This window comes from Streptomyces sp. NPDC085946, from assembly GCF_044540485.1.
GTDB lineage: Bacteria > Actinomycetota > Actinomycetes > Streptomycetales > Streptomycetaceae > Streptomyces.
In genome coordinates this window covers 1-22,728 of sequence record NZ_JBITSF010000018.1, presented here as the reverse complement: position 1 = coordinate 22,728, position 22,728 = coordinate 1, and the positions used below count along the sequence as shown (strand labels likewise).

Sequence of the window (22,728 nt, the reverse complement as noted above, 5' to 3'; positions counted from 1 at the left end):
CGAGGTCGGCGACATCTCGCGGGCGGAGGCCGCCGAGGCGAAGCGGGCGCCGCTCGGCCTGAAGGTCAGCCGGGCGAAGAACGGCTGCATCACCGCGGTCAAGGGCGCCGGCTTCTTCTGCGACTACGTGCGCGAGATCTTCCTGAACGACCCGGTCTTCGGCCAGACCAGGGAGGCCCGCGCCAAGGTGTGGAACCAGGGCGGCCTGACCGTCCGCACCACCCTCGACCCGCAGGCCCAGGAGTCCGTGCAGGACTCCATCAAGGACCACGTCTACAAGAGCGACGACGTGGCGACCGCCGCCACCATCGTCGAGCCCGGCACCGGCAAGATCCTCGCGATGGGCCAGTCGCGTCCGTACGGCTTCGGGAAGAACGAGACGGAGATCAACCTCTCCGTCGACCAGGACATGGGCGGCGGCCTCGGCTACCAGCCCGGTTCGACGTTCAAGCCGATCGTGGCCGCCGCCGCCATCGAGGACGGCATGCCGCCGACGAAGGTGTACTCCTCGCCCTACGAGATGGACTACCCGAGCCCGGTCCAGGCCTGCGACGGCAAGGTCTGGAAGAACGACCCGGCGAACCCGGCCGAGCTGGAGAACGAGAACGAGTCGGAGGTCGGGCCGTACGGCATGAAGGAGGCGACCGCCAAGTCGGTCAACACCTACTACGTGCAGTTGATCAGCGACATCGGCATCTGCCCGGTCACGACCATGGCGAAGAAGATGGGCGTCGAGCGGGCCGACGGCAACACCATGCCCCAGGTGCCGTCCATCGCCCTCGGCACGCAGGAGATGTCGCCCCTGACCATGGCGAACGCGTACGCCACCTTCGCCTCGCGCGGCATGTACTGCACGCCGGTCGCCATCGAGTCGGTCAGCCAGCGCATCGGCAACAAGTCGAAGTCGCTGCCGGTCCCGAAGTCGACCTGCTCGCGCGCCATGTCCGAGACCACCGCCGACACGATCAACACGCTGCTCAGGGGCGTCGTCGAGGACGGTACGGGCACGAAGGCGGGCCTCGGCAGCCGGCCCAGCGCCGGCAAGACCGGTACGACGGACGAGCGCTACGCGGCCTGGTTCGTGGGCTACACGCCGAACATGGCCGGTGCCGTGTGGGTCGGCGACCCGGCGCACAAGCGCAAGATGGTCAACATCTCCATCGGCGGCGTCCCGCACAGCAAGGTCTTCGGTGGCGAGGTGCCCGGCCCGATCTGGCGGGACATGATGTCCGGCGCGCTGGAGGGCAAGGAGGCGCCCGACTTCAACACCGTCCACATCCCCGACGGCCCCGACCGTGACCGCGACCGCGGCGAGGGCGACGAGGACGACGAGGGCGACGGCAACAACGGCGACGGGAACGGCAACGGCAACGGCGGGTTCCTCGGCGGCCTGATCGGCGGCACGAACGGCGGCGGCGACGGCGGCACGGACGGCGGTACGGACGGCGGCACCGACGGCGGCACCTTCCCGACGCCCTCCTTCTCCTTCCCGGAGGACCTCTTCCAGGGACAGGGCAACGGGAACGGCGGCGGACGCGGCTGAGCCTCCGCCCGGCCCGCCCGGACAGCGGTCGGCCCCTTCCTCCCGGTACGCGCGTACCGGGAGGAAGGGGCCGACCGCTGTCCGCGGGTACGGCGGCGGACCGGGTGGTCAGCCGGCGAGCAACCGCTTCACCACGGCGGCGACCCGGCCGCCCTCGGCCTGCCCGGCCACCTTCGGGTTCACGATCTTCATGACCGCGCCCATCGCCCGCGGCCCCTCGGCACCGGCGGCCCTGGCCTCCTCGACCGCCTGGGCGACGATCTCGTGGAGCTGCTCGTCGGACAGCTGCCGGGGCAGGTACCCGGCGAGCACCTCGCCCTCCGCCTTCTCCCGCTCGGCCTGCTCGGCGCGGCCACCCTGCGCGAAGGCGTCCGCGGCCTCGCGCCGCTTCTTCGCCTCCCGGGTGATCACCTTGAGGACCTCGTCGTCGGAGAGCTCGCGCTTCTCCTTGCCCGCGACCTCCTCCTTGGTGATCGCGGCGAGCGTCAGCCGGAGCGTCGAGGAGCGGAGCTCGTCGCGCTCCTTGATCGCGGCGTTGAGGTCTTCCTGCAGCTTCGACTTGAGCGTGGTCATGCGGTCGATTGTCGCAGGTGCCGGGGGCCCGACGCCCGTTCATTAACGGGGCGCCGGGCGAGGGCCCGTACGGGACCGCGCGGGACGGGACCCGCCCGGGGTCTGACACGATGGGAGGCATGCGCGCGCGATACGGAATCCCCCTGGGAATCGCGGCGGCTGGCGCCGCCGGTCTGGTGTACGCGGCGGGTTTCGAGGCCCGCTCCTTCCGCCTCCGCCGGGTCACCGTCCCGGTGCTGCCCTCCGGCATGCGGCCCCTGCGCGTGCTGCAGGTCTCGGACATCCACATGGTCGGCGGCCAGCGCAAGAAGCAGCGCTGGCTGCGCTCGCTGGCGGGCCTGCGCCCCGACTTCGTGATCAACACGGGCGACAACCTCTCCGACCCGGAGGGCGTCCCGGAGGTCCTGGACGCGCTGGGCCCGCTGATGGAGTTCCCCGGCGCGTACGTCTTCGGCTCCAACGACTACTACGGCCCCAAGCTCCGCAACCCCGCCCGCTACCTGGTCGAGAAGGCCCAGGGCCGGCACGGCCTGAACGGCAACGCGCCGGCCGTCGGCGTGGTCCACAACCCGTGGGAGGACCTGCGGGACGGCTTCGACGCGGCGGGCTGGCTCAACCTGACCAACACCCGGGGCACGCTGAAGATCGACGGCGTCCCGATCGAGCTGACCGGCCTGGACGACCCGCACATCAAGCGGGACCGGTACGACGAGGTGGCGGGCGGCCCGTCCGGCACCGCCGACTTCGCGATGGGCGTCGTGCACGCCCCCTACCTGCGCGCCCTGGACGCCTTCACCGCCGACGGCTACCCCCTGGTCCTGGCCGGCCACACCCACGGCGGCCAGCTGTGCATCCCGTTCTACGGGGCGCTGGTGACCAACTGCGACCTGGACACCGACCGGGTCAAGGGCCTGTCCACGCACACGGCGGGCGGGCGCACCTCCTACCTCCACGTGTCGGCGGGCTGCGGGACGAACCGGTACACGCCGGTACGGTTCGCGTGCCCGCCGGAGGCGACGCTGCTGACGCTGGTGGGGCGGGAGTAGGCGGGGCCGGCAGGGCGGGAGCGGCAGACCGGGCCGGGAACGGGGCGGACGCACGGCGGACGCGTCACCCGTACGGCCCGCCCCGTATCGCCCGCATTGCACCCTTTGCCTAGCGTGAGGGCATGACCGCCCCGATACCCAGGGACATCCCGGACCTCCCCGCGATCCCGTTGCCGGGCACATCGACGCTGCTGTCCTCCACGGTCCCGGCCACGGCCGTGATGACCCCCGTACGCCGCCCCCTCGCCGCCGTCTTCCGTCTGCTGACCGCCCTGACGGCGGCCACGGCCGTAACGATCGTGCTGCTCCTCGGCGACCCGGCGCTGGTCCTGAGCGACTTCACGGTCCAGAGCACCCTCCTGCTGACGCCGGTCCTCGCCGTCTCGGCGCGCCGCGCCTGGAAGGCCCGCCGGCCCCTGCCGGGAGCACTGACCGGGGCCGCCCTGCTCTACGTGGTGATCGGCGCCCTGGTCCACCACCTGCTGCTGGACAACGCGGCGAGCCCCTTCGCCGCCCCGGCCCCGGCCGCCGCGCCGACGGCCCGGTCGGGCACGGCCGCCCACCACATCCTCCACACCGTCGTCCCCGCCGCGGCGGTACTGGACTGGCTTCTGCTGAGCGTCCCCGGCCGCCTGCACCTGCGCCAGGCCAGCGCGTGGCTGCTGTACCCGCTGGCCTACCTGGCCTTCTCCCTGGCCCGCGGCGAGCTGCCGCTGCCCGGCACGCCGCCCCGCTACCTCTACCCCTTCCTGGACGTCGCCCGGCACGGCTACAAGGACGTCCTCGGCAACGCCCTGCTCCTGGGCCTGTCCTTCTACGCCCTGGCCGTCCTCCTCGTGGCCCTCGACCACGTCCGCCCGAACCCCATCCGCCACCGCGCCAAAACCGGATTTCGTCTCCAGCCCCCGGTGGGCTAAAGTAAACGACGTCGCCGCGACAAGCAGCGACGATCGGGGTGTAGCGCAGCTTGGCAGCGCGCTTCGTTCGGGACGAAGAGGTCGTGGGTTCAAATCCCGCCACCCCGACAGCCGAAACACCAGGTGAGGCACCTAGGAACGTTCCTAGGTGCCTCACCTGTTTTCGTGTGCGTGTCTATCTGCGTGACTACCGGTTCCCGCGTGCCTACGGGCGCTGCGGATCAGCGCCGAAGATCCCGTCCATGACCACGGCGCCGGTCTGGATCACGGGCCGGATCTGCTTCCGGTAGACCTCCTCGGTCACGGCCGTCCCGGAGTGCCCGACGAGCCGGGAGATCACTTCCAGCGGTACGCCGCGGTCGGACAGCAGGGACACGAAGCTGTGCCGGAGCTCCCGGGGCGTCCACTCGTCGGCGTTGATCCCGTCGATGCCCTTGAGCGCCTGGCGGAAGGCACGGCGGACGTTGGCCGCGTCCAGCGGCTTGCCCACGGCCGAGGAGAAGACGAGTCCGTGTTCCTCCCACTTGTCGCCGGCCGCCAGCCGATCCCATCCCTGATCTTCGAACTGCTGCCAGAGGGCTTCGACGCAGCGCGCCGGCAGAGCGAGCGTGCGCCGGGACTTCCGGGTCTTGGTGTCCCCGCCCCGCCGGACCGAGCGCCACACCGCGATGTGCGGAGGCTGCGGCGGGTCCGCGTCCGGCTTGCCCTTGAGGAAGACGTGGTCCCAGGTGAGCGCCCGCAGCTCCTCGGTCCGGGCACCGGTCAGCAGGGCCACGACGATGTACGCGTACATCGAGGTCCCCTCGGCACCCTTGAGCACGGCCTCGGCCTGAGCGAAGGTGAGCGCCTTGGAGGGGCGCCCGGCTCGCCCCTGGGGCACCGAGCACAGCTCGACGACGTTCCGCTTCACCTTGTCCCGGGCCATGGCCCGCTTGACCGCACGGTTGAGGCACGAGTGGATCGCCTGGAGAGTGCGCGTGCTGAGCGTCTTCGCCTTGGAGGCCAGCCAGCGGTCTACGTCCTCCGCGCTCAGGTCGCGGAGCTTGCGGGCACCGAGCGACGGAATGACGTGCTTCTGGCTCAGGAGCGTGGTGGTCTCGACGGTGCTGGGGTCGAGGCCCGCCAAGCCGTACGTGAGCCAGTCCGTCACCGCGTCCTTGACCGTGTAGTTGGTGGGCGCGATGGCGAGGCCGTCCTCGTGGTCCCGCAACACCTCCTTGAGCTTGTTCTTCGCCTCCGTCTTTGTCTTGCCACTCCCCCGCTTGACGATCCGCTTGCCGCTCGGATCGAACCCGAGGTTCGCCGTGGCGATCCACCGTTGCCGTCTCTCGTCCCAGTGCAGGCCGCCGTCACCGCGGCTCCGACGCTTGGTCATCAGGCCGCCCGCTCCATCTGCTCCGCGATGAAGTCACCCAGGGCGGAGGCCGGGATACGCCGGCACCGGCCGATGGTGACCGAGGGCAGCCGTCGCGTGCGGATCAGGTCGTACACCGTGGACCGACCGAGCCTGAGGCGAGCCATCACCTCGGTGACGGTGAGCAGTTCGTCATCACGCACGGATCGGTTCTCCTTCGGTTCCGGGGGCGGGCTGAAGTGATGCGGCGAGCCAGGCCTCACCGACGCTCAGGCCCGTGCCGGCGAAGACCCAGTGAGCGAGGACGAGCGTGGTCTCGCCTTCCTGAGGCGTGGCGGGAGCGGCTTGGGCACGGCGCCAGTCGGCGCGGGCGTCGCGGAGGGCGCCGAGGGTGGTGGAGTAGCGGCGGGACTTGGTGGAGAAGTGGCCGCGGAAGCCGAGCATGTGGGCCCAGGCCCGCAGGCGGAGGTCTGCCAGCTCGGGGCGTGCGCCCAGGGTCCAGGCGGTGCGGATCATGCGCCGGGCGTGGTCGGTGATCCTCGCTTGCGCCAGCTCGGCGAGGAAGCGGATCGGCCGGTCGAGGGTGCCCGTCGCCGTCTCGGCGCCTTTGGTTGCGTACTTGGCGACGTACGCCGCTACGGCCCGCTCGGTCAGGTCCTGGCCGTCGTTGAAGTCGGTGGACCGGATCGTACGGACGTCGAGCTGTCGGCCGAAGACGAAGGTGTGCGGCCGGCCGTCGACCTCCGGGCCGTCGACGCGAGCGGCAGCGGCGGCAGCGCGGATGGCGTCGGTCAGCAGCTCGGCCGTTGCCCAGGCCGGGGGCGCGGTCTCGCCGCCGTCGGGACCGTCGAGGCGGATGACCCCGTGGAAGTGGACGGCACCCCGCTTCTGGTACTCGGCCACCTTGGCGAAGGAGACCCGGGCGTGGTCGCGGAAGGCGCGCTGGGTGAGGCCGGCTCGCTTGGCGACCTCCCGGCGGAGGTAGATCGAGAAGCGTTGCCAGAGGGCTCCGGCGTGCGCGTTCCACAGCACGGCCGCTTCGTAGTCGTACGTGTCCGGGTCGAGGGGCGTGCCCAGGGCCGGGTCCTGGTCGTCGTGGCGGATGCCGCAGCGGCAGGGGCGATCACCGGAGGGGCGGTTGTGGACCGGGCCGAAGCCGGGGGCGGTGAAGGTGGCGAAGACGCGCGGGTGGGTGGCGACCCGTTCGGGGGTGCCCTTGCCGCCGCGGAGTCCGGCGGTGATCAGGTGGTAGGTGTCGCGGCGGTAGGTCTCGGCGCAGGCCGCGCACCGGGTGGCGCGGCGGTTGTTGCAGCGGACGAGAAGCTGGCCGGCCGGGAGGGCGGAGGAGTCCAGATGGTGCAGGACGCGGCCGATCTCCCCGGTCGTCCGGTCCACCGCGTATTCGGTGCGGTGGCCGTCGAGGCGTACCGGGCGGGTGCAGCCGCCCAGGCCGGACAGTTGGCGGCCCAGCTCGGGCAGGGTGCCGAGGGAGGCCAGCATGGAGAGTTCCGCCAGCGGAGGCGGAGTCTGCCGGGTGATGATGGGAGTTCCTTTCGGCTGTCGTGACGGTTCGGAAGGGACGGCCCCGGGGCGGCGGGATGCTTGGCGGCTTGTTGCCGCCCCGGCGGCCGGTCAGCGCTTGTGCGCGCCGTTGACGAGCGAGCGCAGGACCACGGCGGCGATGGCCACGGAAACGGCCGAGACGGCGACCGCCGCCAGGAGCGCGGTGAGCACGATCCCGACGACGACCACGGCGGCGACCGCGCCGGCACCGACGCCCACGTACGGGGCGATCGAGCGACCGGCCGAGAAAGCCGGAGCCTGCGTCTGCCGAGGCGTGACGGTCACAGTCGGCAGAGTCGGGACGTCGGGCAGCTTGGGACGGAACACAGCGGATCTCCTTGTCACTCGTGGGTGCCGTTGACGACGTCGACCCCGGAGCGGGTGCCGGACTCGATGGCGGGGGCGAGGAAGGTGTGGGAGAGCCAGAAGCCGAAGAGCGCGATCACGACGGCGACCCAGAGCCGGACGCCGAGGAACTTGATCGCGGCCCAGGCGATGACGCCCAGGACGAAGACGAGCGGCAGCGAGACGGTCACGGGAGCTCCTTCAGCGGACGGCGCAGCGGTGGGTACGGGCGGCCAGCTCGGCGGCGGCGCGGCTGTCGTAGTCCGCGGCGAAGCCGCAGCGCGGAGCCGTGCAGGCGGCGGTGTGCTTCTCGCGGCCCCGGCCGTCGTAGTAGGTGGCGACCTGCACGGGGCCGATGCGGACGACGCGGCGGAAGCGGCGGTTGGTGGTCATCAGGGGGTCTCCTTCGGGTCTTCGCCGGTGAAGTCGGTGACGTGCTCGGCCAGCCAGCGCAAGATCTCGTCGCCCTCGTACTCGTCGGCGGCGAGGATCACGGGCTCGGCGATGAGCACGGCTTCGGTGAGGCGGTTCTGTCGGGTCAGCTCGGCGGCGCGCTTCAGCGCGCGGAGCGTGGACGGGCGCACGGGGGAAAGTCCTCCGGGTCAGGTCAGGTGGGCGGAGAGGGCTTCGGCCAGCGGCAGCGGGACGCCGAGCCGGGCGCGAAGGGTCGAGGTGTCGATGGGTGTTCCGGTCCGGGCGCGGTGTTCGTCGGCGACCTTGCGCGCGAGCGTGACGAGCGCCGGCGGGACCGGGACCGTGGAGGACGGAGCCGGTTCCAGCTCCGCAGCGGTCAACTCGGCTGCGGAGACAGGCGCTTCGGGCGTGATGGGTTCCGGGGCCGACTCGCGTTCCCCCGTCGAGGCGTCCGCGGTTGCTCCGTGGGCGAGCAGCGTCCCGCCGAGGAAGGCAACCGCAGGCCATCCGGCGACGAGGATGCGCAGCCAGTCCGGCACCTCGTGCAGGTCGAGGAGTCCGGCCGTGGCGACGTTGGCACCGAGCGAGGCGGTCAGGGCGACGAGGAACCAGCACCACCCGGCCGTTTTCGCCTCACCGGAGCGCAGTCGCCGCCAAGCCGCGACCAGCAGCAGGTCGACGGAGACCGGATAGGCCCACGCCTTCCAGCCGTCCTGCCCGGCAGCCAACGCCAGGTCGTGCAGGTGGGCGAAGGACAGCGCGGCGGCGATCAGCGCTTGGACGAGTACGGCGTCGATGCGGACGGGCAGGGCACGCACGGCGCAGCTCCTTCCGGTTCCAGGCATGGAGGGGGTAGGGACGTGGCACGGGACGGCCGTGCCGGCCGTGGGCGGGGTGCGCTTACTCGGTGACCGGGCGAGCCGTGGCCACGGGCCCGGACGCCTCCACCGGCACCGGCGGGACGTACGGCCGGAAGGGATCGAGCGCCGGTACGTCGGGGGCGAGGTCCGCCGTCGCGCGGCAGGTGGCCGCAGCGTCGGCGAGGGAGAGGTAGGGGGTGCGGATGCGGGACCAGCCGCCGGAGGTGTCGCCGACGACGGCCAGGCCGGGCAGCTCGGGGGCGATGGCGCAGGCCGCGAAGACGGCCTCGGGGGCGATGTCGCCGAGTGCCATCTTGGCCGAGGCTTCGTCGTTCACGCGGTGGCAGACGCGACCGGTGAGCTGGGCGCGGAGCATGGTCGCGCCCTTGCCCAGTTCGGCGCCGAAGCGCTGTCCGCAGACTTCGAGGTAGATGCCGGCGGCCCGGCCGAGTTGAGCGAGCCGGATGAGGTGGGTGACCATCTCGTCCCGTCGCTCCTCCTCCTTCCGCGTGGCGACGAGGAAGAGTTCGGCCACCTCGTCGATGAACAGCACGATCGGGGCCGGGCGTTCGTCCTCCGGCAGTCCCCAGACGTCCGAGGTGATCAGCTCTTCCGGGGTGCCGGGCGCGATGCCCTGCCGGGCCTTGATCAAGTCGTATCGGTCCTCCATTTCCTTGACGAGCGCGGGAAGCAGCTCGGCCGCCTGGTCCGGGTCGGTCGCCAGGGCGGAGAGCCGGGGTGCGAAGGGCGCCAGCTCGACCCCGCGCTTGCAGTCGATGCCGACCAGGGCCACCGGCTGAGCGGCGAGCCCGGTCAGCAGGTTCCGCAGGTACATGGACTTGCCCGAGAGCGTGGCACCGAGCACCAGCTCATGCGGTACGGCCCGGTAGTCCCGCACGAACGCGGTCGCGTCCTCCCGTAACGCCACCGGAATCCGAAGCGGTCCGCCGTCGAGTCGCCGGGGCATCCGCACCTTCCGCAGCACGTCGAAGCCGACGAGCCGCAGTTCGACGACGCCGGGCTTGACGTCCCGCACGTGGACGGCGTGGACACCCCAGGCGTGCCGGAGACGTTCGGCGGAGGCCGCCACGTCCGCCGGCTCCTGGCCCGGGGCCAGCCTCAGCCGTATGCGCAGGCCGGTCGTGGTGGGACGGATGACGCCCCGGCGAGGAGACACCGGCCGGACCTCACGGCGGGTGGTCGCCCGGACGGCCAGTGCCCGCCACCGGGACGGTTCGACGGTCAGGCCGCAGGCGTCCATGGTCGAGGAGTACGAGGCCAGCAGCCGGACCACCGAGACCGGCAGCCCGACCGCGGACCAGTACGCCGCCGGGCAGGCGTGCCGGGCGTAGGCGGCGCCGCCTATCGCAGTGAGCGCCCCGCCCAGCTCGGCCCACGTCACCAGGTCCGTCACGGCGATCAGCCCGCCTGAGCCATCGGGAAGGCACCCGGAGCGACGGCGGTCGCCCGGTAAGCGATGCCGTGCCGCTGCTGGCCGTTGAAGACGCTCTGCCACGGCCGCGCCACCAGACCCGGAAGTGAGACCGGAGCACCGACCGTCAGGCCCTCGGTCACGCCGCTCTCCGGGACGGTGACCTGGATCAGCGACGACTCGCCCTCGTCGATGTAGACGATGCCGACGGTCATCAGCGCCTCACCGGTCACCGCGTCCTTCGCGATCTCACCGGTCTGCCGGTCGCGCACCTTCGGCGCCGGAGCCTCGGTGAGCAGGATCGTGGCGGTCGAGGCGTCAACGCGGATCACACGCACAGGGATTGCTCCTTCTGAGAGTCGATCAACCTGCCAACCTGACAAGTTGACTTAGCAAGTTCGAAGCTAGAGACGACAGGTTGACTTGTCAAGTTGCTGTCGCGAGGAACCTGCCCCAGGTGAGGGTCAGTTCAGACGGTAGGTGTCTTCGAGTTCTTGCCGGTCAGCCGGAAGGAGAACGTCGGAGACCTGCAAGGCTCGGCCGGAGGCGTCGCACGCGACGACCAGGACACTCAGCACGGGAACGCCGTCCGGCAGGTCCAGCAGCTCGGCTTCACGCGCTCCGGGCAGACGAGCGGAGACCCGCTCGGTCACGTGGTCGAAGCGAATCTTCTTCCGCGCTTCGAGGTGTTCGCGGGGACTCCCCCGCAAGGGCTCACCGGACCCCAATTCGGTTCCTTCGACCAGGCCGGCGGGGAAGTACGACGAGACCAGCTCGACAGCTTCACCGTCCTCCTCGACCAGGAAGCGACGCATGAGAGCTTCGGCCCGCTTCGGCAGACCGAGCACCGAGCCGACCCGAGCCGGGACAGGGACTTGCCCGACTTCGATCAGACGGCCCGCACCCTGCGACTCGTCGCGCTCCAGCGCTTCACGCCCTCGCCGGTCCTTCTGCTCGACAACTTCCGGGCGACCCCGGACGATCGTGCCGTACCCCTGCCGGGATTCGAGCCAGCCGTCCCGCTTCAGCAGTTCCAGGGCCCGGACGACGGTCGGACGGGACATCCCGAACGCCTGCACCAGCTGGTTCTCACTGGGGACGCGGGTGCCGGGTGCGTACGTGCCGTCCTCGATGCGCCGCTGAAGCGTCTGCGCGAGGCGCACGTACTTCGGTGGCTCCACTTCATACGCCATGAGCGCCGCCCGTCGAGATTGGCCAAGTCAACTGGTCAACCAGCCTAGCGACAGATTCGAGGTGGCAGTAGGAGAGGTGAGCTATCCCATCACGCCGGCCAGGCATCGGCGACCACGAAGGAGACGACCGTTCCGCCGAAGCGGCTGGGCCCGGAGCGCCAGGAGTCGGCGATGTAGTCGACCAAGAGCAGCCCTCGCCCATGGGCGTCGTTCACCTCCGGATGCCGCAGCCGCACGTTCGCCGGGAAGCCCGGGTTGTGCACGTCGACGCGGAGCGAGGTCCCCTCGCGGTACCACTCGACCCGCACCACCCACGGGTCGTCCGACCTCCCGTAGCGGATGGCGTTGGTCACCAGCTCCGAGATCATCAGCGCGCAGTCATCGACCGAGCAGGCCGGGTTGTACGGAGCGATGAACTTCCGGAACCAGCGCCGGGCGCGGGGGACCGACTCGGGCTCTGGATGCAAGGTCATCGCTCCGAGCCGCGGCGAGTCCTCACAAGGGTGACGGTCGATCGTGTAAGCCATGCGTGTTCACTCCTTGCCGCTGCCGTCGCAGTCGAGGCAGCGCCGCTTCGACGTGGCACGGCTGCGGTCGTTGGCCATGGAGAGCGCCAGCGCCGTTCGGGAGCCGACGCGCTTCCATCCACGCCCCCGACACCCCCGGCAAGCTGACCGCGCGTCCTGCACCGGCCGCCGACTCGTCACGTCGTGCCCCCTTCTCCTCCAAGTGGCCTTAGCCACTTTCTGGATAGTGGCATTAGCCACTTCGGAGGCGCAAGCGGTTCGCCGCAACTGGCGAGCCGTCAGGTGAGGGGGTAGCCCTGCTCGAACGCCCAGCGGTGCGGCGGATAGGTGGCCTCGGCGAACTCCAGAGGACGGTCCTGGAGGTCGAAGACGACGTGATGAACGATGAGAACCGCGGACCCCGGCTCCAACCGCAGGTCGGCCGCTTCCTCGTCCGTGGCGGCCCGAGCGCACATCCGGTCCTCGGCATAGCTGCCTTGGCGCCCCGTCATCCGCTCGACGTACATGAGCGTCCCTTCCTGGATCCGCTCGGGATCCGTGAGCTTGGGAGCGCGCTGGCCGACGTCCGCGGCGAACCACGAGGTGGACAGGTTGATCGGACCGTCCTGGTTGTTCGTCACCCGCCGGCGGTGCACGGCTTGGCGGTCCTTCACCAGCCCCAGGGCCTCGGCGACGTAGTCCGGAGCCTCCAGCCACCCAGCCGAGGTGATCACCGCGTACTCTCCGGGCGTGTAGATCTTCCCGGTCTGCCGGGCACGCCCGTACAACTCGCGTGCACGCCGGTTCACTTCCAGGCTGCGCACGTACGTTCCCGAGCCCTGGCGCTTCTCGACCAGGCCCTGGTGGCTCAGCGCCTCCAGCGACCGCGCGGCCGTGGGCCGGGACACCTTCCAGTCCGCGGCGAGCTGCCGTTCCGAGGGAACCTCGTCCCCGGGCCGCAGGTCACCCCGAAGGATCTGGTCCCGGATGTAGTGGGCGATCTGGAGATACTTCGGTTGAGCCTCTTCGATCTGCGGCATCCCCCCTCCCTTCCTTCTCCAAGTGGCTATGGCCTTTAGCCACTATAGGGTGAGTGGCCAACCCTTGAACCCGTAGTCTGAACGCATGACGCGGTTGATCGTCGCAGCAGGAGGAGGGGGCGACGCAGTCGCCGCCTCCATGCTTCACGCCGCCCTCTACGGCGACGAGGATCAGGCGGTGATCCTCACGTACGCATGGGACCGCCTCCTGATCGACCCGCTCCCGGGACCGCGAGGAGCCGACAGCTTCACGGGACTCGAACCCGTCACTCAGTCCGTCTGGTCGGTGTTGGCCGAGGCCCAGCCGATCGCCCCGGCGGGCTCCACCCTCCCCCGCCTCGCGGCAGAGCTCCCGCACATGCTGGCCCTGCTCGATCCTCACCACGGCGCCGAGGGCATCACCCGCCAGCTCGAAGAGCTGGTGTCCCACCTGGCGCCGGCATCGATCGATCTGCTCGACGTCGGCGGCGACATCCTCGCCCAGGGCGACGAACCCACCCTCAAGAGCCCGCTCGCCGACGCCCTCACCCTCGCCGCCTGCTGCCAGGTCAACGCCCCGATCCGGCTCCTGGTGGCAGGCCCCGGGCTGGACGGCGAGATCTCCCCCGCCGACCTGCGCCCCCTGCTCGGCACCCTCGTCCACACCTTCACCGCCGAGGACGTGGAGACGATCGGCAGCATCCTGGAGTGGCACCCCTCCGAGGCCACCGCCATGCTCGCCGCAACAGCCCGAGGAGCCCGCGGCATCTGCGAGGTACGCGACGCCGGCCTCCCCGTCCCCCTCACCGACGAAGGCCCCACGGTCCACGAGGTCGACCTGGACGACGCGGTCAGCCGCAACAGCCTGGCTCGCGCCATCATGACGACCGCCACCCTGGACGAGGCCGAGGCGTACAGTCGCGAGATCTGCGGCTTCTCGGAGATCGACTACGAACGCAACAAGGCAGCCTGGCTCAAGGACCAGCCACCGGTCCCCCTCGCCCCCGAAGACGTCCTCTCCCAGCTCGACCGGTTCCAGGCAGACGCCCGCGCCCGTGGCATCACCCACACCACGTTCCGCCACCTCACCGAGGCACTGAAACTCAACGGCTCCCAGCGCGACGAGCTACGCCGGCTCCTCATCCACAGCCGACCGGACCAGTACGACGCCCCGCTGTGGAACATCGGAGCATGAGCGCGTTCGCAAGCGACCCAGGCCTGGACGACATCCGGGACGCAGCAGGCCGCGGCACAGAAGTCGACGTAGCCGTACACCTGCACGACGGCACCGTCAGGCTCTCGATCCTCTGGACACAAGAGATCCTGCTGAGCGCCGACGACGCCGACCAGGTGGCCCAGGCACTCCAACGTGCCGCGGAACAAGCGCGCAAGATCACAGAAGCCAGGCCGCTGGCTAGCCAACCGACGCCTGAATCCAACTGAGTTACAACCTTCTCTACGGGTTCAAGGCGGCTCGCTCCGCTCACCGCGCACGGCCCGGCCCCCGGCCGGGCCTGCGCTCCTGTCTCCGCCCCGCTCCAGCCCGGCCGGCGCCCGCGCCGCGCGCATGGCGATCAGCCGCCGAAGCGGGCGCGCGCTCCGCCGGCCACGGGACTACTCGTTACCAGGCGACGTTAATCGGCCTAGGCGACCACGGGCGGGACCACTCGCAGGGGTTACGCGGAACGGCCGGATCTTCTTGAAGACCTGTGCGACGCGTGGCACATGTTCTATGGTGAACCGTCTCCACCCTCCCTACTTATAGCCGCACGACTAATCTGAGGAAGAGCAAGATGAAACCTTGGAATGTGCAGTGGGAGAACTTCCGCGGGTTCTCCAAGCCTACTTCGCTAAGCTTTCCTCGTCTAACTCTCCTCATCGGCAGGAATAACGTAGGGAAAACCTCAGCTTATGCACCGCTTCTAATTCTAAGGCAGACACTCGAAGCCAGGAACCCGCGGACTGCTCTACTTACACGCGGGGAAATCTTTGACGCTGGAACATATCGCGACTTGATCACCGATCACAATCAAGATAAGCGACTCGTCTTTGCGATCGGGTTGACCCAGGACGGCTGGATTGGCTCCCGTCGAAACAAAAACATCCAGCCGGGCATTTTGGAAGTATCATTCGCTGAGGCCGAATCGGGCGAGGTGCTTCTCGTGAAATACAGGGTCCTCGCACCTGACGGCACCCCGTTGGTCACACGCACATTGGCAGGAAACGGGCCCTCTTACACAGTCACTTCGCCCATTCTGCCAACCTCTGAATCCATCGGCCGCCCCCTAAGGGAGGTGTCAGAGCTCCGAAAGTCACTCAGAGAGGAGCGGCCCGTCGGCTTTATGTTCAGCGGGTATGGTGCGCTAGGTATGCCTAGCTCATGGAGAGAGAACGAGGAAAGGTGGAAGAAGGCTCGACGTTGGTATATCGCAGCAAACAATCTCGTCGAGTTGCACATGCTTGTAAACCAAGAGATCGAGCGTAGCCTCAAAGGAATTTCTTACCTTGGACCGCTCAGGTCACTTCCAAAGCGCATCTATCGACTCTCTGCCGAGGTTCCTACGGACGTCGGGCGCGACGGCGAGTATGCCCCCGAACTGCTGTTCCGACGAGGAACTGACCGAGTTCACGCGTCCGTGAACAAGTGGCTCAAGGAGCTAGGTTACGGCCAGCTTGAGTTTGCGGCCCAGGGAGAGGAGTTTTTCCAAGTGAATCTCCGGCAAGAGGGGAAGGGTGGAATTCAGGTAAACTTGGCTCACTGCGGAATTGGACTATCCCAGCTCCTGCCCATGCTGGTCCAAGGTGCAATTACGCCTACCGGTGGAACCTTGATTTCTCAGCAGCCAGAGATCCATTTGAACCCAGCTCAACAGTGCAAGATTGCGGACTTCTTGGTTGAGACTGCGGCTCAGAATAAGCGTGTCATTGTAGAGACGCATAGCGAGCACGTCCTGCTGAGGGTTAGGCGTAGAATCGCGGAGGGTAGAATCAGTAGCGACGATGTGGCCGTTTACTTTCTCGACAAAGAAGAGGGACGTACAGTCGCAGAACGCATCCCGATGGGCGGATTGGCTGAAGTTGCGCCGTCAACTTGGCCAACAGGCTTTTTTGAAGAGCAACTTGAGGACTCCTTCGCACTTGCGCTAGCTCAATCAAGAAAGAAGGATGCGTGACCGAAAGTATTGGCGAAATCTGCCCAAAAGACTTCGTGATAGACACGTGTGTGCTCGCTCATGCATGTCAAGCAAATTACCCTCTCCATGAATCCGCCTTCTCTCTGATTGAGTGGCTCGGGGGGCAGTCGAAATCGCAGTGGGTTCTAGATGACAACGGAAAGAAAGCACCCGCAGCGGAGACAAGTCTGCTTTATGCTGAATACCACAGCACTCTGTCACCGCAAAGTCTGCCGCTTGTGCTGCTCGCCCGCTACATGCGGTTCGGCCTTGTGAAGTTTTCACCCAGGCCGCGGCAGCAGCTACGCGATCAGATCCGAGGAATGGTCCCCAAAAACAAGAAGGATCAGGTGGTTCTCGGTGCTGCCGCTGGGGCTGAAGATAAGGTGCTCTTCAGCAATGATGAGGATGACTTTACGCAAGAAGTCAGGCGTGATGCAGAGGCTGACTTGGGCGTAAGAATCTACTTTTCGGACGAGGTGCATTTTGGCTGAAGCGAATGAGACGCACGGAGCGCACGATGGGGCGGGCAAAGCTGGTCTTGCCGTCACATCACTTGCGCTTCGCAAGGTGTGAGCTCCTTCGCCGTGGTCACCAGCCTGCCTTCGCGGGTTCCGCTGGTAGGCACCCCGAAAGCGTGGCTGACGCCGGTTGGGGTGCAGCGAGGCATACGCGCGCCTGACCGTTCGACGGACTCGCCGTCGTGGCTGACCGTCGTCGGCTGTGGTTCAGTCGTTCCGGGCCAGCGCTCTCAGCACACTGCCGGTTGCCCTCGAAGAGGTGCCCCTCACGCTGACCGGGGCGGTCCACTCAGCCGAAGAGCTGGGCCGTCCCTGGGCCGTCCGAGGCCGCTTGACAGTGGCCAATGACGACCAACGACGACCACTAGGCGCACGACCCCACCACCCCTGACCAGCAAAAACCCAGCTCCCCAAGATCCCTGACAAGACCCAGGGCAAGAAGAAGCCGAGGCCACAGCGGCAATCGGCTGGCCAGGACGTCTCATCACCCCCACGATGGCCGCATGGACCGGTTGCAGCACAGCGCTTGGCAGCACGTGGCGGAGGTACTCCCTCCCGAAGAATTTCCGATGCTCGCTGCGCATGCGCTCGTTGACGGACGTGATTCCCCTTCCCTGCGCGAACTGGCTGGCCTGCCGCGCAGGAGCGACGAGACCGAAATCCGTGAACTGTACGTCCGAGCCCTGCACGAACTCGGCATACCCCTACCCGACGAGGAGACAGCCGGCCGACACCTTCTCGTGAGCCTTGCGTTCGGTCTCGTGAAGGGCGAGCTGAGCCCCAAGGACGTGGCCGACCAACTGTTGATGACGGTCGCAGCCCGCACCCGGGAGGAGACACGGTTCCTCTCCGTCGCAGCGGACTACAGCGAATGGATCAGCCCCGACGAGCTCCCTGGATGGGAGAACGACCTGAAAGCCGCGGCCCACTCGTTGACCACCTCCACCGACCTCGGCCCCGGCATCGGCGTGCCGGGTCCGCGGCGCCACTGACTCACCCTCCTGAACACGCCCCCATGTCAACCCGTGCCAGACAGTGCGGGAACTACGGGGACAGCGGTCATCCACCCAGCACGCCCTCAGGTCGTGAGGCCGCTCCGCAGCAGGTCAGCAAGCCCATCGACTCCGTGGAACCCGAGCTTCCCAAGCTGATGGCGCCACCGGAGTTGGCGGAGGCAAGTGGCTTCAGCCCTGCCCTCGCAGTGTTCGAGTGCCTACGATCGCGCGGTGAGCTACGACATCTACTTCTTGCGCCGGCGTGACGGGCAGTCCTGGGATGAGGTCCTGGAGGCGATGGAGGCAGCCGACGACAGCGAGCCGATTCCTGCTCGGCTCCTCGAAGCCTGGGGCCGAATAGTCCCGCAGGCCCGGGCCCTGCTGGGTGAAGTGGACATCACGGAGTATGAGCAGGAGTCACGGGACCTGAGCCACTCGGACACGGGCATCGACCTGTCTGTCTTCGGTGATGAGGTGAGCATCACGTGCCTTACTGGCATGCGGGGGACAACGCTGCGGTCGTGCTTGGTAAGGTCTTCGCCCTTTCGACCATCGTCGAGAAGGAGACCGGGCTGACTGCCTACGACCCCCAGGTGGAGCGTCCGCTGGCCGAGGCGTCGCCGCAAGGCGTGATCGGGCTGATGTCTCGGACCACCGAGGACTTGCGCAGCCGATACGGTGGCTGACCACCCGGCAACGGAAGAACCGGCGAAACCCCGGGCCGCCTGTTCGCCGCGTGCCACAGCCGTGCCAGATACAGAGGTCAACCACGGTCAATAGGAGTAACTAGCGGGTGTATCCCCACCTGTTAGCTCGGCCGGTGAAGCCGCAGGTTACCCGCAGGGCGCCCCAGCCTCTCTCCTAAACCGGTGGTTCGCGGCGGCAACGTGTACCAGTCTGCTTTCTGGGGTCAAGATGCAAGTTTGAATGTGGCGCTGGCACTTGATGCAATCAGGCGCGCGGTTCACTACACCTATCCCCGAAAGTTTTTCACTCTTCGGCAGCCTTCCCCCAGGCTCCTTGACAGGGTTGCCATAAAAATGCTCATTCTAGTCGACGGTCTGACCTTTCCTTAGTTCTGCCAGACGGGTGAGAGCACTGGGGTTGCCGGCGTCAGCAGCGATTCGCGCGAGTTGGTCGGCTTGACGTCTGTCTCCCGCTATTTCACGCATGACCGCAACCCGCGCCATGGCATGCGTATCCCCTGTATCAGCCGCAAGCCGAGCGAGTCCTTCGGCACCTTCTAGGTCCCCCGCAGCTTCCCGCATTTCGGCCATTCGCACTAGGGCAGTGGTACTTCCTCTTTGGGCAGCCTGCCGAGCAAGAAGCACTGCTCCTTCCGGGTTTCCGGTAAGTTCACGCATTTCGGCGAGCCGAGTGAAGGCGCTGGCATCACCGGCATCAGCAGCCAGCCGCGCCAGCTCCTCCGCTCCCCTCTGGTCTCCGGCTGCTTCCTTCAGGTCAGCCAGACGGGCTGCGGCGCTTGGGTTACCCGATTCGGCAGCCTTCCGGGCCAGGTATTCCGCTTCCTCCGGCTCACCGGCGGCCACTTTCACCTCAGCGAGTCGTGCTACTGCGGTGGGATTTCCCGATGCTGCGGCCTGCTGATACAGGCGCTCAGCTCCTTTCAGGTCTCCGGTCGCTTCGCGGATGGCAGCGATGCGGATCAGAGCGAAGCGGTGCCCCGCCTCGATGGCTTGCTGCGCAAGTTTCTCGGCTTCCTCGTGGGCACCGGCTACCTCACGCATTTCGGCGAGTCGGACCAGGGCGAAGGACTGGCCAGCATGTGCGGCTCGCCGAGCAAGTTGTTCGGCTTCTTCTCGGCGGCCGGACGTCTCCCGCTCGGCCGCTAGCCGGGCAAGCGCGCTCGCGTTTCCCACACGGCCAGCGCGTTGGTAAAGACGCTGGGCTTCGTTGCGAGCTGTCGGCCCGCCAGTTTCTCGGATCGCGGCAAGCCTGACCAGGGCCGTGGTGTCGCCAGCTTTGGCGGCCAGTTGCCCCAGTCTCTCGGCTCCGTGAGTCGCTCCTGCCAGTTCTCTCATCTCGGCGAGGCGGACGAGCGGGCCAGTGTCGCCTGCCGCAGCAGACCGTATTGCGAGTTCTTCGGCCTTCTTGCGATTCCCGTAGACCTCGTGAATCTCGGCGAGCTGGCCCAGCCCTCTGGTGTCGCCCACGTCTGCGGCCCGTTGGGCAAGCACCTCGGCCTCTTTACTGAGGCCGGCCTTTTGCCGTATGCGGGCGAGACGGATGAGCGCAATGGTGCTGCCTGCGTCGGCGGCTTGCTGGAGGAGCTGGTCGGCTTCCTGCCAAGCACCGTTTGCCCGTCGGATCTCGGCAAGCTGTGCAATGGCGTCGGCGTTACCCGAATCAGCGGCCTGTTGAGCGAGTCGTTCGGCCCAGTAGAAGCGATGGCGGATCCGGGCGGCGTCAGCGAGGTTGATGAGGCTCTCAGGAGCGAGATGGTCGCGCGCTGCCTGCCAGAACGACTCCGGAGGGCACAGACGTGCGCGGTTACGTCGTCCGTGTTGTTCCAGGTAATCAGCGAGCCGGTACGAGTGTGACGGGGCAGCCTCCATCGCGGAGGATCTTCGAGCGGGACGTGGCCGGACTCGACGCAAAGGAGCCAGGCGTCCATGAACAGGCGAGGTCACGTCGGCAAACGCCTGATCAAGCCAGTTATCCGCGAGATCGTCGTACTCGTCGTCGCTGAGGTAGTCGTCTACAGCTTGTTCCAAAAAGCCGACCGGCAAATGCAGTTCGGCTCCGAGACGTCGAGCGTCCATGGCAACTTCGAGCAGGGCACGAACAGGCGGGTCGGCTGTCCCATAGCGGCGCAAGAGCTCTGGTGCTCCCGCAAGGAATTGAGTCAGCCGACCACTATCGGTATGTTGCAAGGCATGAGCGAGCTGGCGATCACCAGCGACAGCAAGAACTTTCGCCTTGTTTAGGGCGATGTGGTCGAAGCGATCTGGCATGGTGATGAGGCGTCCAGCCAGCAGCGCACGAGCCTGCGGATGCGGGTCAGGACTTCCCGGATGAGGCAGGGCCATGTAGTCGTTTTGGTACTCGGGCCATAAGGTTCCCAGGACCAGTACAGGGCTGCGCGATACGTCGGTGAGCAGCCTATGGATTGCGGCGGCGATTTGTTCCCCGCTCTCACCGCCAAGGTACTGCTGGGCATCGTTCAGCCAGACTACGGTTCGCTGCTCGACTCGATGCAGATCAGCAAGCGCGGCATCGGCCCGTGTGGGATCGAAGGGATGCCACAGCCGCCATCCGAGAGCAGCTAGAGGCTGCACGGCCTCCCAACAGGCACGCGTCTTACCCGTGGAAGACGACCCGACAAGAACAGCCATCCCGCTGTGCCCCTCGTCGGCGGCCTCGACGACTGTTGCAAGATGCTCATCATGCGGGCGACGCACGTAGGCAGGCAATGTCCCAGCCCGCCCCTGCCAGCTTTGGTCTCTGACTCCGCTGGGGCCGGAGCCCAAGGTCGGCGGCTCGACGGCAAAGTGGACCTCTAGATCGTGGGGGTCCCACATATGGATCGGGCTACCCAGTGCTCCGGTATCGGCAGTGGCGGCGGAACCGCGCCCGTACGCGGTGTCGAGGAGCCCTAGCAACACACTCACGTCAAGACGCAAGGCCCGGCCCAGCGCTCCCACAGTGTCCGCGGATGGCCCTGGCGCGCCGGAGCTCAAGGCTCGGCTGACCGTTGTGCGCCCAAGCCTGGCCGCACGCGCAAGTTCAGTCTGGTTGATCCCCCGAGCTACCCGCGCTGTTTCAAGGCGAGACCGCAACTGTGCCAGTGCCGCAGGGTCGTGCACTTCTTCCATCCCCATGCGGAGCCCCCCGCCCCTCGCTGTGCTCAGTTGTTCGCCCATGTTCATCTTCGACCAGCGAACCGCGATGAACGTGGCAACGCCGAAGGTCAGTGACACCAAGCAGTTATGCCGAATCGTAGGAGTGTTCGACAATGTCTGACCACTGTGCCGTGATTCTTATGGCGTGTGCCCTGGTGACCTTGACCGGGGTCCTCATCGCAGCAGCAGCCGGCTACCTTGCCCGCCGTGACCATGCCTCCTATCCAGCGGCACTCACCCGGGCAGCAGTCGCTTTCACCACCACCCTCACTCTGACCATCGCTCTGGTAACAGCTCTCACCAACCTGGTACGAGGGTGATGGAACATCCCGCCCAAGGCACGCTCACCACGACTCTGACCGAGACCGCCCTGCGGCGACCCACAGGGTGCTCGCAGTCGACTATTCGACTGCGAGCACCCGGCTCCTCTGCTGTTCCTGGAAGACACGACGCAGTATGCCGAGCCCCTCCGAACAAGACTGGCCCTGGGCCCAGCACTCTCGGTGCCGGGCCTGAGGGCATCGACACAGTGACGCACCCTGAAGGAGCCAGTCTGCTGCCCTACGTCGACGGAGCAGCCACCGAGGGCGGGTTGCACCACCTGGGCACCGGATCGCGCGAGGGGCCAGCGGTAGATTACGAAGGCACTTCCGCACTATGAGGGCTTGTGACGAGCGATGTATGCGGTTCGTACGCACCCATCAACCGAACGAACACCTCACGGTCTGACATCACCAATTGACATCAACGGTGCCGGACGAAGGGGTACACCAGCACCCCTGTCCGGCTGTCGCCCTCGCCGACGACGGCCTCCTGAGCGGACTCGGACCGAACTCCTAAAGCGGTGGTCGGCGACTGTCAGCGTCGGCACTCTGTACTCATGCTTGCCGAGGATGACTACTTGATTCGCATAGGTCGCTACTCCTACCTGGTCACCTACCTTGAGTGGCAGGTTCTAGGCGATCTTCCGCGTATTCCTGGCCTGCCTGCCGAACTGGACCTGCGGAAGCTGATCGGCATGACCACTGGCCGCCTGGCACGGACCTTCAAGAGCGAGGCAGTTCTTAACCAGGTCTCTGATGCCTCGACCCGAGACTGGCTTCGGCGGTCCGGCGAGTTGCTGGCGATCACCGCTCGTGACCGCAACGCCGTTCTGCATGCTCGTCCCGCCACTCTCGACGGCAAGCAAGTGCTGTACCGCTGGCATCCCGACGGGAACGAAATTTTCGCCGTCGACGATGCCTGGCTCGAGGCTGCAGAGCAGCGGCTGCGGGACGCTATCGGTGAGCTGTCTGGCATGCGCGTGGCCTAGGCCGTGTCTGATAATTGATCTTGTGGTGGGTCGTGGTGAGCTGACGGATGCGGCGTGGGAGCGGATAGCGCCCCTGTTGCCGGGTGTTGACGGGCGGGG

26 protein-coding genes and 1 tRNA gene are annotated in these 22,728 nt (G+C 67.5%); 12 read left to right on the top strand and 15 right to left on the bottom strand.

What is annotated here, in order from left to right:
* Positions 1–247 precede the first annotated feature (247 nt).
* A complete protein-coding gene (locus ACIF8T_RS29280; RefSeq protein ID WP_400039231.1) occupies positions 248–1,543 on the top strand; it encodes a transglycosylase domain-containing protein in 1,296 nt (431 codons plus the stop codon).
* A gap of 108 nt (positions 1,544–1,651) precedes the next feature.
* Here ACIF8T_RS29280 and ACIF8T_RS29275 read toward each other — a convergent pair whose 3' ends face one another.
* Positions 1,652–2,116 (bottom strand): GatB/YqeY domain-containing protein, encoded by a 465-nt coding sequence (locus ACIF8T_RS29275; RefSeq protein WP_400039115.1) that lies wholly within the window; start codon positions 2,114–2,116, stop codon positions 1,652–1,654.
* 119 nt (positions 2,117–2,235) lie between these two features.
* Here ACIF8T_RS29275 and ACIF8T_RS29270 point away from each other — a divergent pair, with 119 nt between their 5' ends.
* The 3 genes from ACIF8T_RS29270 to ACIF8T_RS29260 all read left to right on the top strand — a co-directional run bounded on the left by ACIF8T_RS29270 (position 2,236) and on the right by ACIF8T_RS29260 (position 4,187).
* Positions 2,236–3,162 carry a metallophosphoesterase gene (locus ACIF8T_RS29270; protein WP_400039114.1) on the top strand — a complete coding sequence of 309 codons (927 nt, stop codon included), beginning with the start codon at positions 2,236–2,238 and terminating at the stop codon, positions 3,160–3,162.
* Between the two features lie 122 nt (positions 3,163–3,284).
* Positions 3,285–4,079: a Pr6Pr family membrane protein gene (locus tag ACIF8T_RS29265; protein WP_400039113.1), complete on the top strand. Its 795-nt coding sequence runs from the start codon at positions 3,285–3,287 to the stop codon at positions 4,077–4,079.
* 34 nt (positions 4,080–4,113) lie between these two features.
* Positions 4,114–4,187: transfer RNA gene (locus ACIF8T_RS29260), tRNA-Pro, on the top strand.
* A 97-nt stretch (positions 4,188–4,284) separates the two neighbouring features.
* Here the strand turns inward: ACIF8T_RS29260 and xerC are convergent.
* The 13 genes from xerC to ACIF8T_RS29195 form a co-directional block, all read right to left on the bottom strand.
* A complete protein-coding gene (xerC, locus tag ACIF8T_RS29255) occupies positions 4,285–5,454 on the bottom strand; it encodes a tyrosine recombinase XerC (RefSeq protein WP_400039112.1) in 1,170 nt (389 codons plus the stop codon).
* On the bottom strand, positions 5,454–5,636 hold the full coding sequence (locus ACIF8T_RS29250; protein ID WP_189405396.1) for a helix-turn-helix domain-containing protein: 183 nt from the start codon (positions 5,634–5,636) through the stop codon (positions 5,454–5,456). Before ACIF8T_RS29250 ends, xerC begins: the two co-directional genes overlap by 1 nt.
* The gene (locus ACIF8T_RS29245) at positions 5,629–6,933 is read right to left on the bottom strand and encodes a replication initiator (RefSeq protein ID WP_400039111.1); all 1,305 of its coding nucleotides are present in this window, start codon (positions 6,931–6,933) and stop codon (positions 5,629–5,631) included. Before ACIF8T_RS29245 ends, ACIF8T_RS29250 begins: the two co-directional genes overlap by 8 nt.
* A gap of 132 nt (positions 6,934–7,065) precedes the next feature.
* Complete coding sequence (locus ACIF8T_RS29240; RefSeq protein WP_400039110.1) at positions 7,066–7,323, bottom strand: SpdD protein; 258 nt, start codon at positions 7,321–7,323, stop codon at positions 7,066–7,068.
* A gap of 14 nt (positions 7,324–7,337) precedes the next feature.
* On the bottom strand, positions 7,338–7,532 hold the full coding sequence (locus tag ACIF8T_RS29235) for a hypothetical protein (protein WP_023588145.1): 195 nt from the start codon (positions 7,530–7,532) through the stop codon (positions 7,338–7,340).
* 10 nt (positions 7,533–7,542) lie between these two features.
* Positions 7,543–7,734 (bottom strand): mobile element transfer protein, encoded by a 192-nt coding sequence (locus tag ACIF8T_RS29230; RefSeq protein WP_355562024.1) that lies wholly within the window; start codon positions 7,732–7,734, stop codon positions 7,543–7,545.
* Positions 7,734–7,925: a hypothetical protein gene (locus ACIF8T_RS29225; RefSeq protein WP_004985516.1), complete on the bottom strand. Its 192-nt coding sequence runs from the start codon at positions 7,923–7,925 to the stop codon at positions 7,734–7,736. The genes ACIF8T_RS29230 and ACIF8T_RS29225 overlap by 1 nt, the downstream gene beginning before the upstream one ends.
* An 18-nt stretch (positions 7,926–7,943) precedes the next feature.
* Positions 7,944–8,573: a DUF2637 domain-containing protein gene (locus ACIF8T_RS29220; RefSeq protein WP_400039109.1), complete on the bottom strand. Its 630-nt coding sequence runs from the start codon at positions 8,571–8,573 to the stop codon at positions 7,944–7,946.
* An 82-nt stretch (positions 8,574–8,655) separates the two neighbouring features.
* Positions 8,656–10,029, bottom strand: coding sequence for an FtsK/SpoIIIE domain-containing protein (locus ACIF8T_RS29215; protein ID WP_400039108.1), 1,374 nt, complete (start codon positions 10,027–10,029; stop codon positions 8,656–8,658).
* 5 nt (positions 10,030–10,034) lie between these two features.
* Entirely contained in the window at positions 10,035–10,385 is a 351-nt protein-coding gene (locus ACIF8T_RS29210; RefSeq protein WP_400039107.1) for a hypothetical protein, read from the bottom strand.
* A 126-nt stretch (positions 10,386–10,511) separates the two neighbouring features.
* Entirely contained in the window at positions 10,512–11,240 is a 729-nt protein-coding gene (locus tag ACIF8T_RS29205; protein ID WP_400039106.1) for a GntR family transcriptional regulator, read from the bottom strand.
* A gap of 89 nt (positions 11,241–11,329) precedes the next feature.
* A complete protein-coding gene (locus tag ACIF8T_RS29200) occupies positions 11,330–11,767 on the bottom strand; it encodes an ATP-binding protein (RefSeq protein ID WP_400039105.1) in 438 nt (145 codons plus the stop codon).
* Positions 11,768–12,045: 278 nt separating this feature from the next.
* Positions 12,046–12,786, bottom strand: coding sequence for a GntR family transcriptional regulator (locus ACIF8T_RS29195; RefSeq protein WP_400039104.1), 741 nt, complete (start codon positions 12,784–12,786; stop codon positions 12,046–12,048).
* Between the two features lie 85 nt (positions 12,787–12,871).
* Here ACIF8T_RS29195 and ACIF8T_RS29190 point away from each other — a divergent pair, with 85 nt between their 5' ends.
* The 6 genes from ACIF8T_RS29190 (at position 12,872) to ACIF8T_RS29165 (ending at position 18,140) form a co-directional block, all read left to right on the top strand.
* Complete coding sequence (locus tag ACIF8T_RS29190) at positions 12,872–13,960, top strand: DUF1152 domain-containing protein (protein WP_400039103.1); 1,089 nt, start codon at positions 12,872–12,874, stop codon at positions 13,958–13,960.
* Positions 13,957–14,208 (top strand): hypothetical protein, encoded by a 252-nt coding sequence (locus tag ACIF8T_RS29185; RefSeq protein WP_400039102.1) that lies wholly within the window; start codon positions 13,957–13,959, stop codon positions 14,206–14,208. The genes ACIF8T_RS29190 and ACIF8T_RS29185 overlap by 4 nt, the downstream gene beginning before the upstream one ends.
* Positions 14,209–14,573: 365 nt before the next feature.
* Positions 14,574–15,938 (top strand): hypothetical protein, encoded by a 1,365-nt coding sequence (locus ACIF8T_RS29180; RefSeq protein ID WP_400039101.1) that lies wholly within the window; start codon positions 14,574–14,576, stop codon positions 15,936–15,938.
* On the top strand, positions 15,935–16,432 hold the full coding sequence (locus ACIF8T_RS29175; RefSeq protein ID WP_400039100.1) for a hypothetical protein: 498 nt from the start codon (positions 15,935–15,937) through the stop codon (positions 16,430–16,432). The genes ACIF8T_RS29180 and ACIF8T_RS29175 overlap by 4 nt, the downstream gene beginning before the upstream one ends.
* A 530-nt stretch (positions 16,433–16,962) precedes the next feature.
* Positions 16,963–17,451, top strand: coding sequence for a hypothetical protein (locus ACIF8T_RS29170; RefSeq protein WP_400039099.1), 489 nt, complete (start codon positions 16,963–16,965; stop codon positions 17,449–17,451).
* A gap of 488 nt (positions 17,452–17,939) precedes the next feature.
* Positions 17,940–18,140, top strand: a complete 201-nt coding sequence (locus tag ACIF8T_RS29165; RefSeq protein WP_400039098.1) for a hypothetical protein — start codon at positions 17,940–17,942, stop codon at positions 18,138–18,140.
* 363 nt (positions 18,141–18,503) lie between these two features.
* Here the strand turns inward: ACIF8T_RS29165 and ACIF8T_RS29160 are convergent, their stop codons facing one another.
* Positions 18,504–21,395 carry a helix-turn-helix domain-containing protein gene (locus ACIF8T_RS29160; RefSeq protein ID WP_400039097.1) on the bottom strand — a complete coding sequence of 964 codons (2,892 nt, stop codon included), beginning with the start codon at positions 21,393–21,395 and terminating at the stop codon, positions 18,504–18,506.
* Between the two features lie 802 nt (positions 21,396–22,197).
* Between ACIF8T_RS29160 and ACIF8T_RS29155 the strand changes: the two genes are divergently transcribed.
* Together ACIF8T_RS29155 and ACIF8T_RS29150 are read left to right on the top strand one after the other, a co-directional pair.
* Positions 22,198–22,629, top strand: coding sequence for a hypothetical protein (locus tag ACIF8T_RS29155; protein ID WP_400039096.1), 432 nt, complete (start codon positions 22,198–22,200; stop codon positions 22,627–22,629).
* 22 nt (positions 22,630–22,651) lie between these two features.
* Positions 22,652–22,728, top strand: a 77-nt coding sequence (locus tag ACIF8T_RS29150) for a transposase (RefSeq protein WP_400039230.1), incomplete at its 3' end; no start/stop codon positions are given.

Bases quoted from the DNA above. Each gene is read 5' to 3' on its own strand.
- ACIF8T_RS29195 (WP_400039104.1), bottom strand. From the start codon at position 12,786: ATGCCGCAGATCGAAGAGGCTCAACCGAAGTATCTCCAGATCGCCCAC.
- ACIF8T_RS29185 (WP_400039102.1), top strand. From the start codon at position 13,957: ATGAGCGCGTTCGCAAGCGACCCAGGCCTGGACGACATCCGGGACGCA.
- ACIF8T_RS29190 (WP_400039103.1), top strand. From the start codon at position 12,872: ATGACGCGGTTGATCGTCGCAGCAGGAGGAGGGGGCGACGCAGTCGCC.
- ACIF8T_RS29200 (WP_400039105.1), bottom strand. From the start codon at position 11,767: ATGGCTTACACGATCGACCGTCACCCTTGTGAGGACTCGCCGCGGCTC.
- ACIF8T_RS29155 (WP_400039096.1), top strand. From the start codon at position 22,198: ATGCTTGCCGAGGATGACTACTTGATTCGCATAGGTCGCTACTCCTAC.
- ACIF8T_RS29270 (WP_400039114.1), top strand. From the start codon at position 2,236: ATGCGCGCGCGATACGGAATCCCCCTGGGAATCGCGGCGGCTGGCGCC.
- ACIF8T_RS29170 (WP_400039099.1), top strand. From the start codon at position 16,963: ATGGACCGGTTGCAGCACAGCGCTTGGCAGCACGTGGCGGAGGTACTC.
- ACIF8T_RS29265 (WP_400039113.1), top strand. From the start codon at position 3,285: ATGACCGCCCCGATACCCAGGGACATCCCGGACCTCCCCGCGATCCCG.
- ACIF8T_RS29230 (WP_355562024.1), bottom strand. From the start codon at position 7,734: ATGACCACCAACCGCCGCTTCCGCCGCGTCGTCCGCATCGGCCCCGTG.
- xerC (WP_400039112.1), bottom strand. From the start codon at position 5,454: ATGACCAAGCGTCGGAGCCGCGGTGACGGCGGCCTGCACTGGGACGAG.
- ACIF8T_RS29205 (WP_400039106.1), bottom strand. From the start codon at position 11,240: ATGGCGTATGAAGTGGAGCCACCGAAGTACGTGCGCCTCGCGCAGACG.
- ACIF8T_RS29245 (WP_400039111.1), bottom strand. From the start codon at position 6,933: ATGCTGGCCTCCCTCGGCACCCTGCCCGAGCTGGGCCGCCAACTGTCC.
- ACIF8T_RS29275 (WP_400039115.1), bottom strand. From the start codon at position 2,116: ATGACCACGCTCAAGTCGAAGCTGCAGGAAGACCTCAACGCCGCGATC.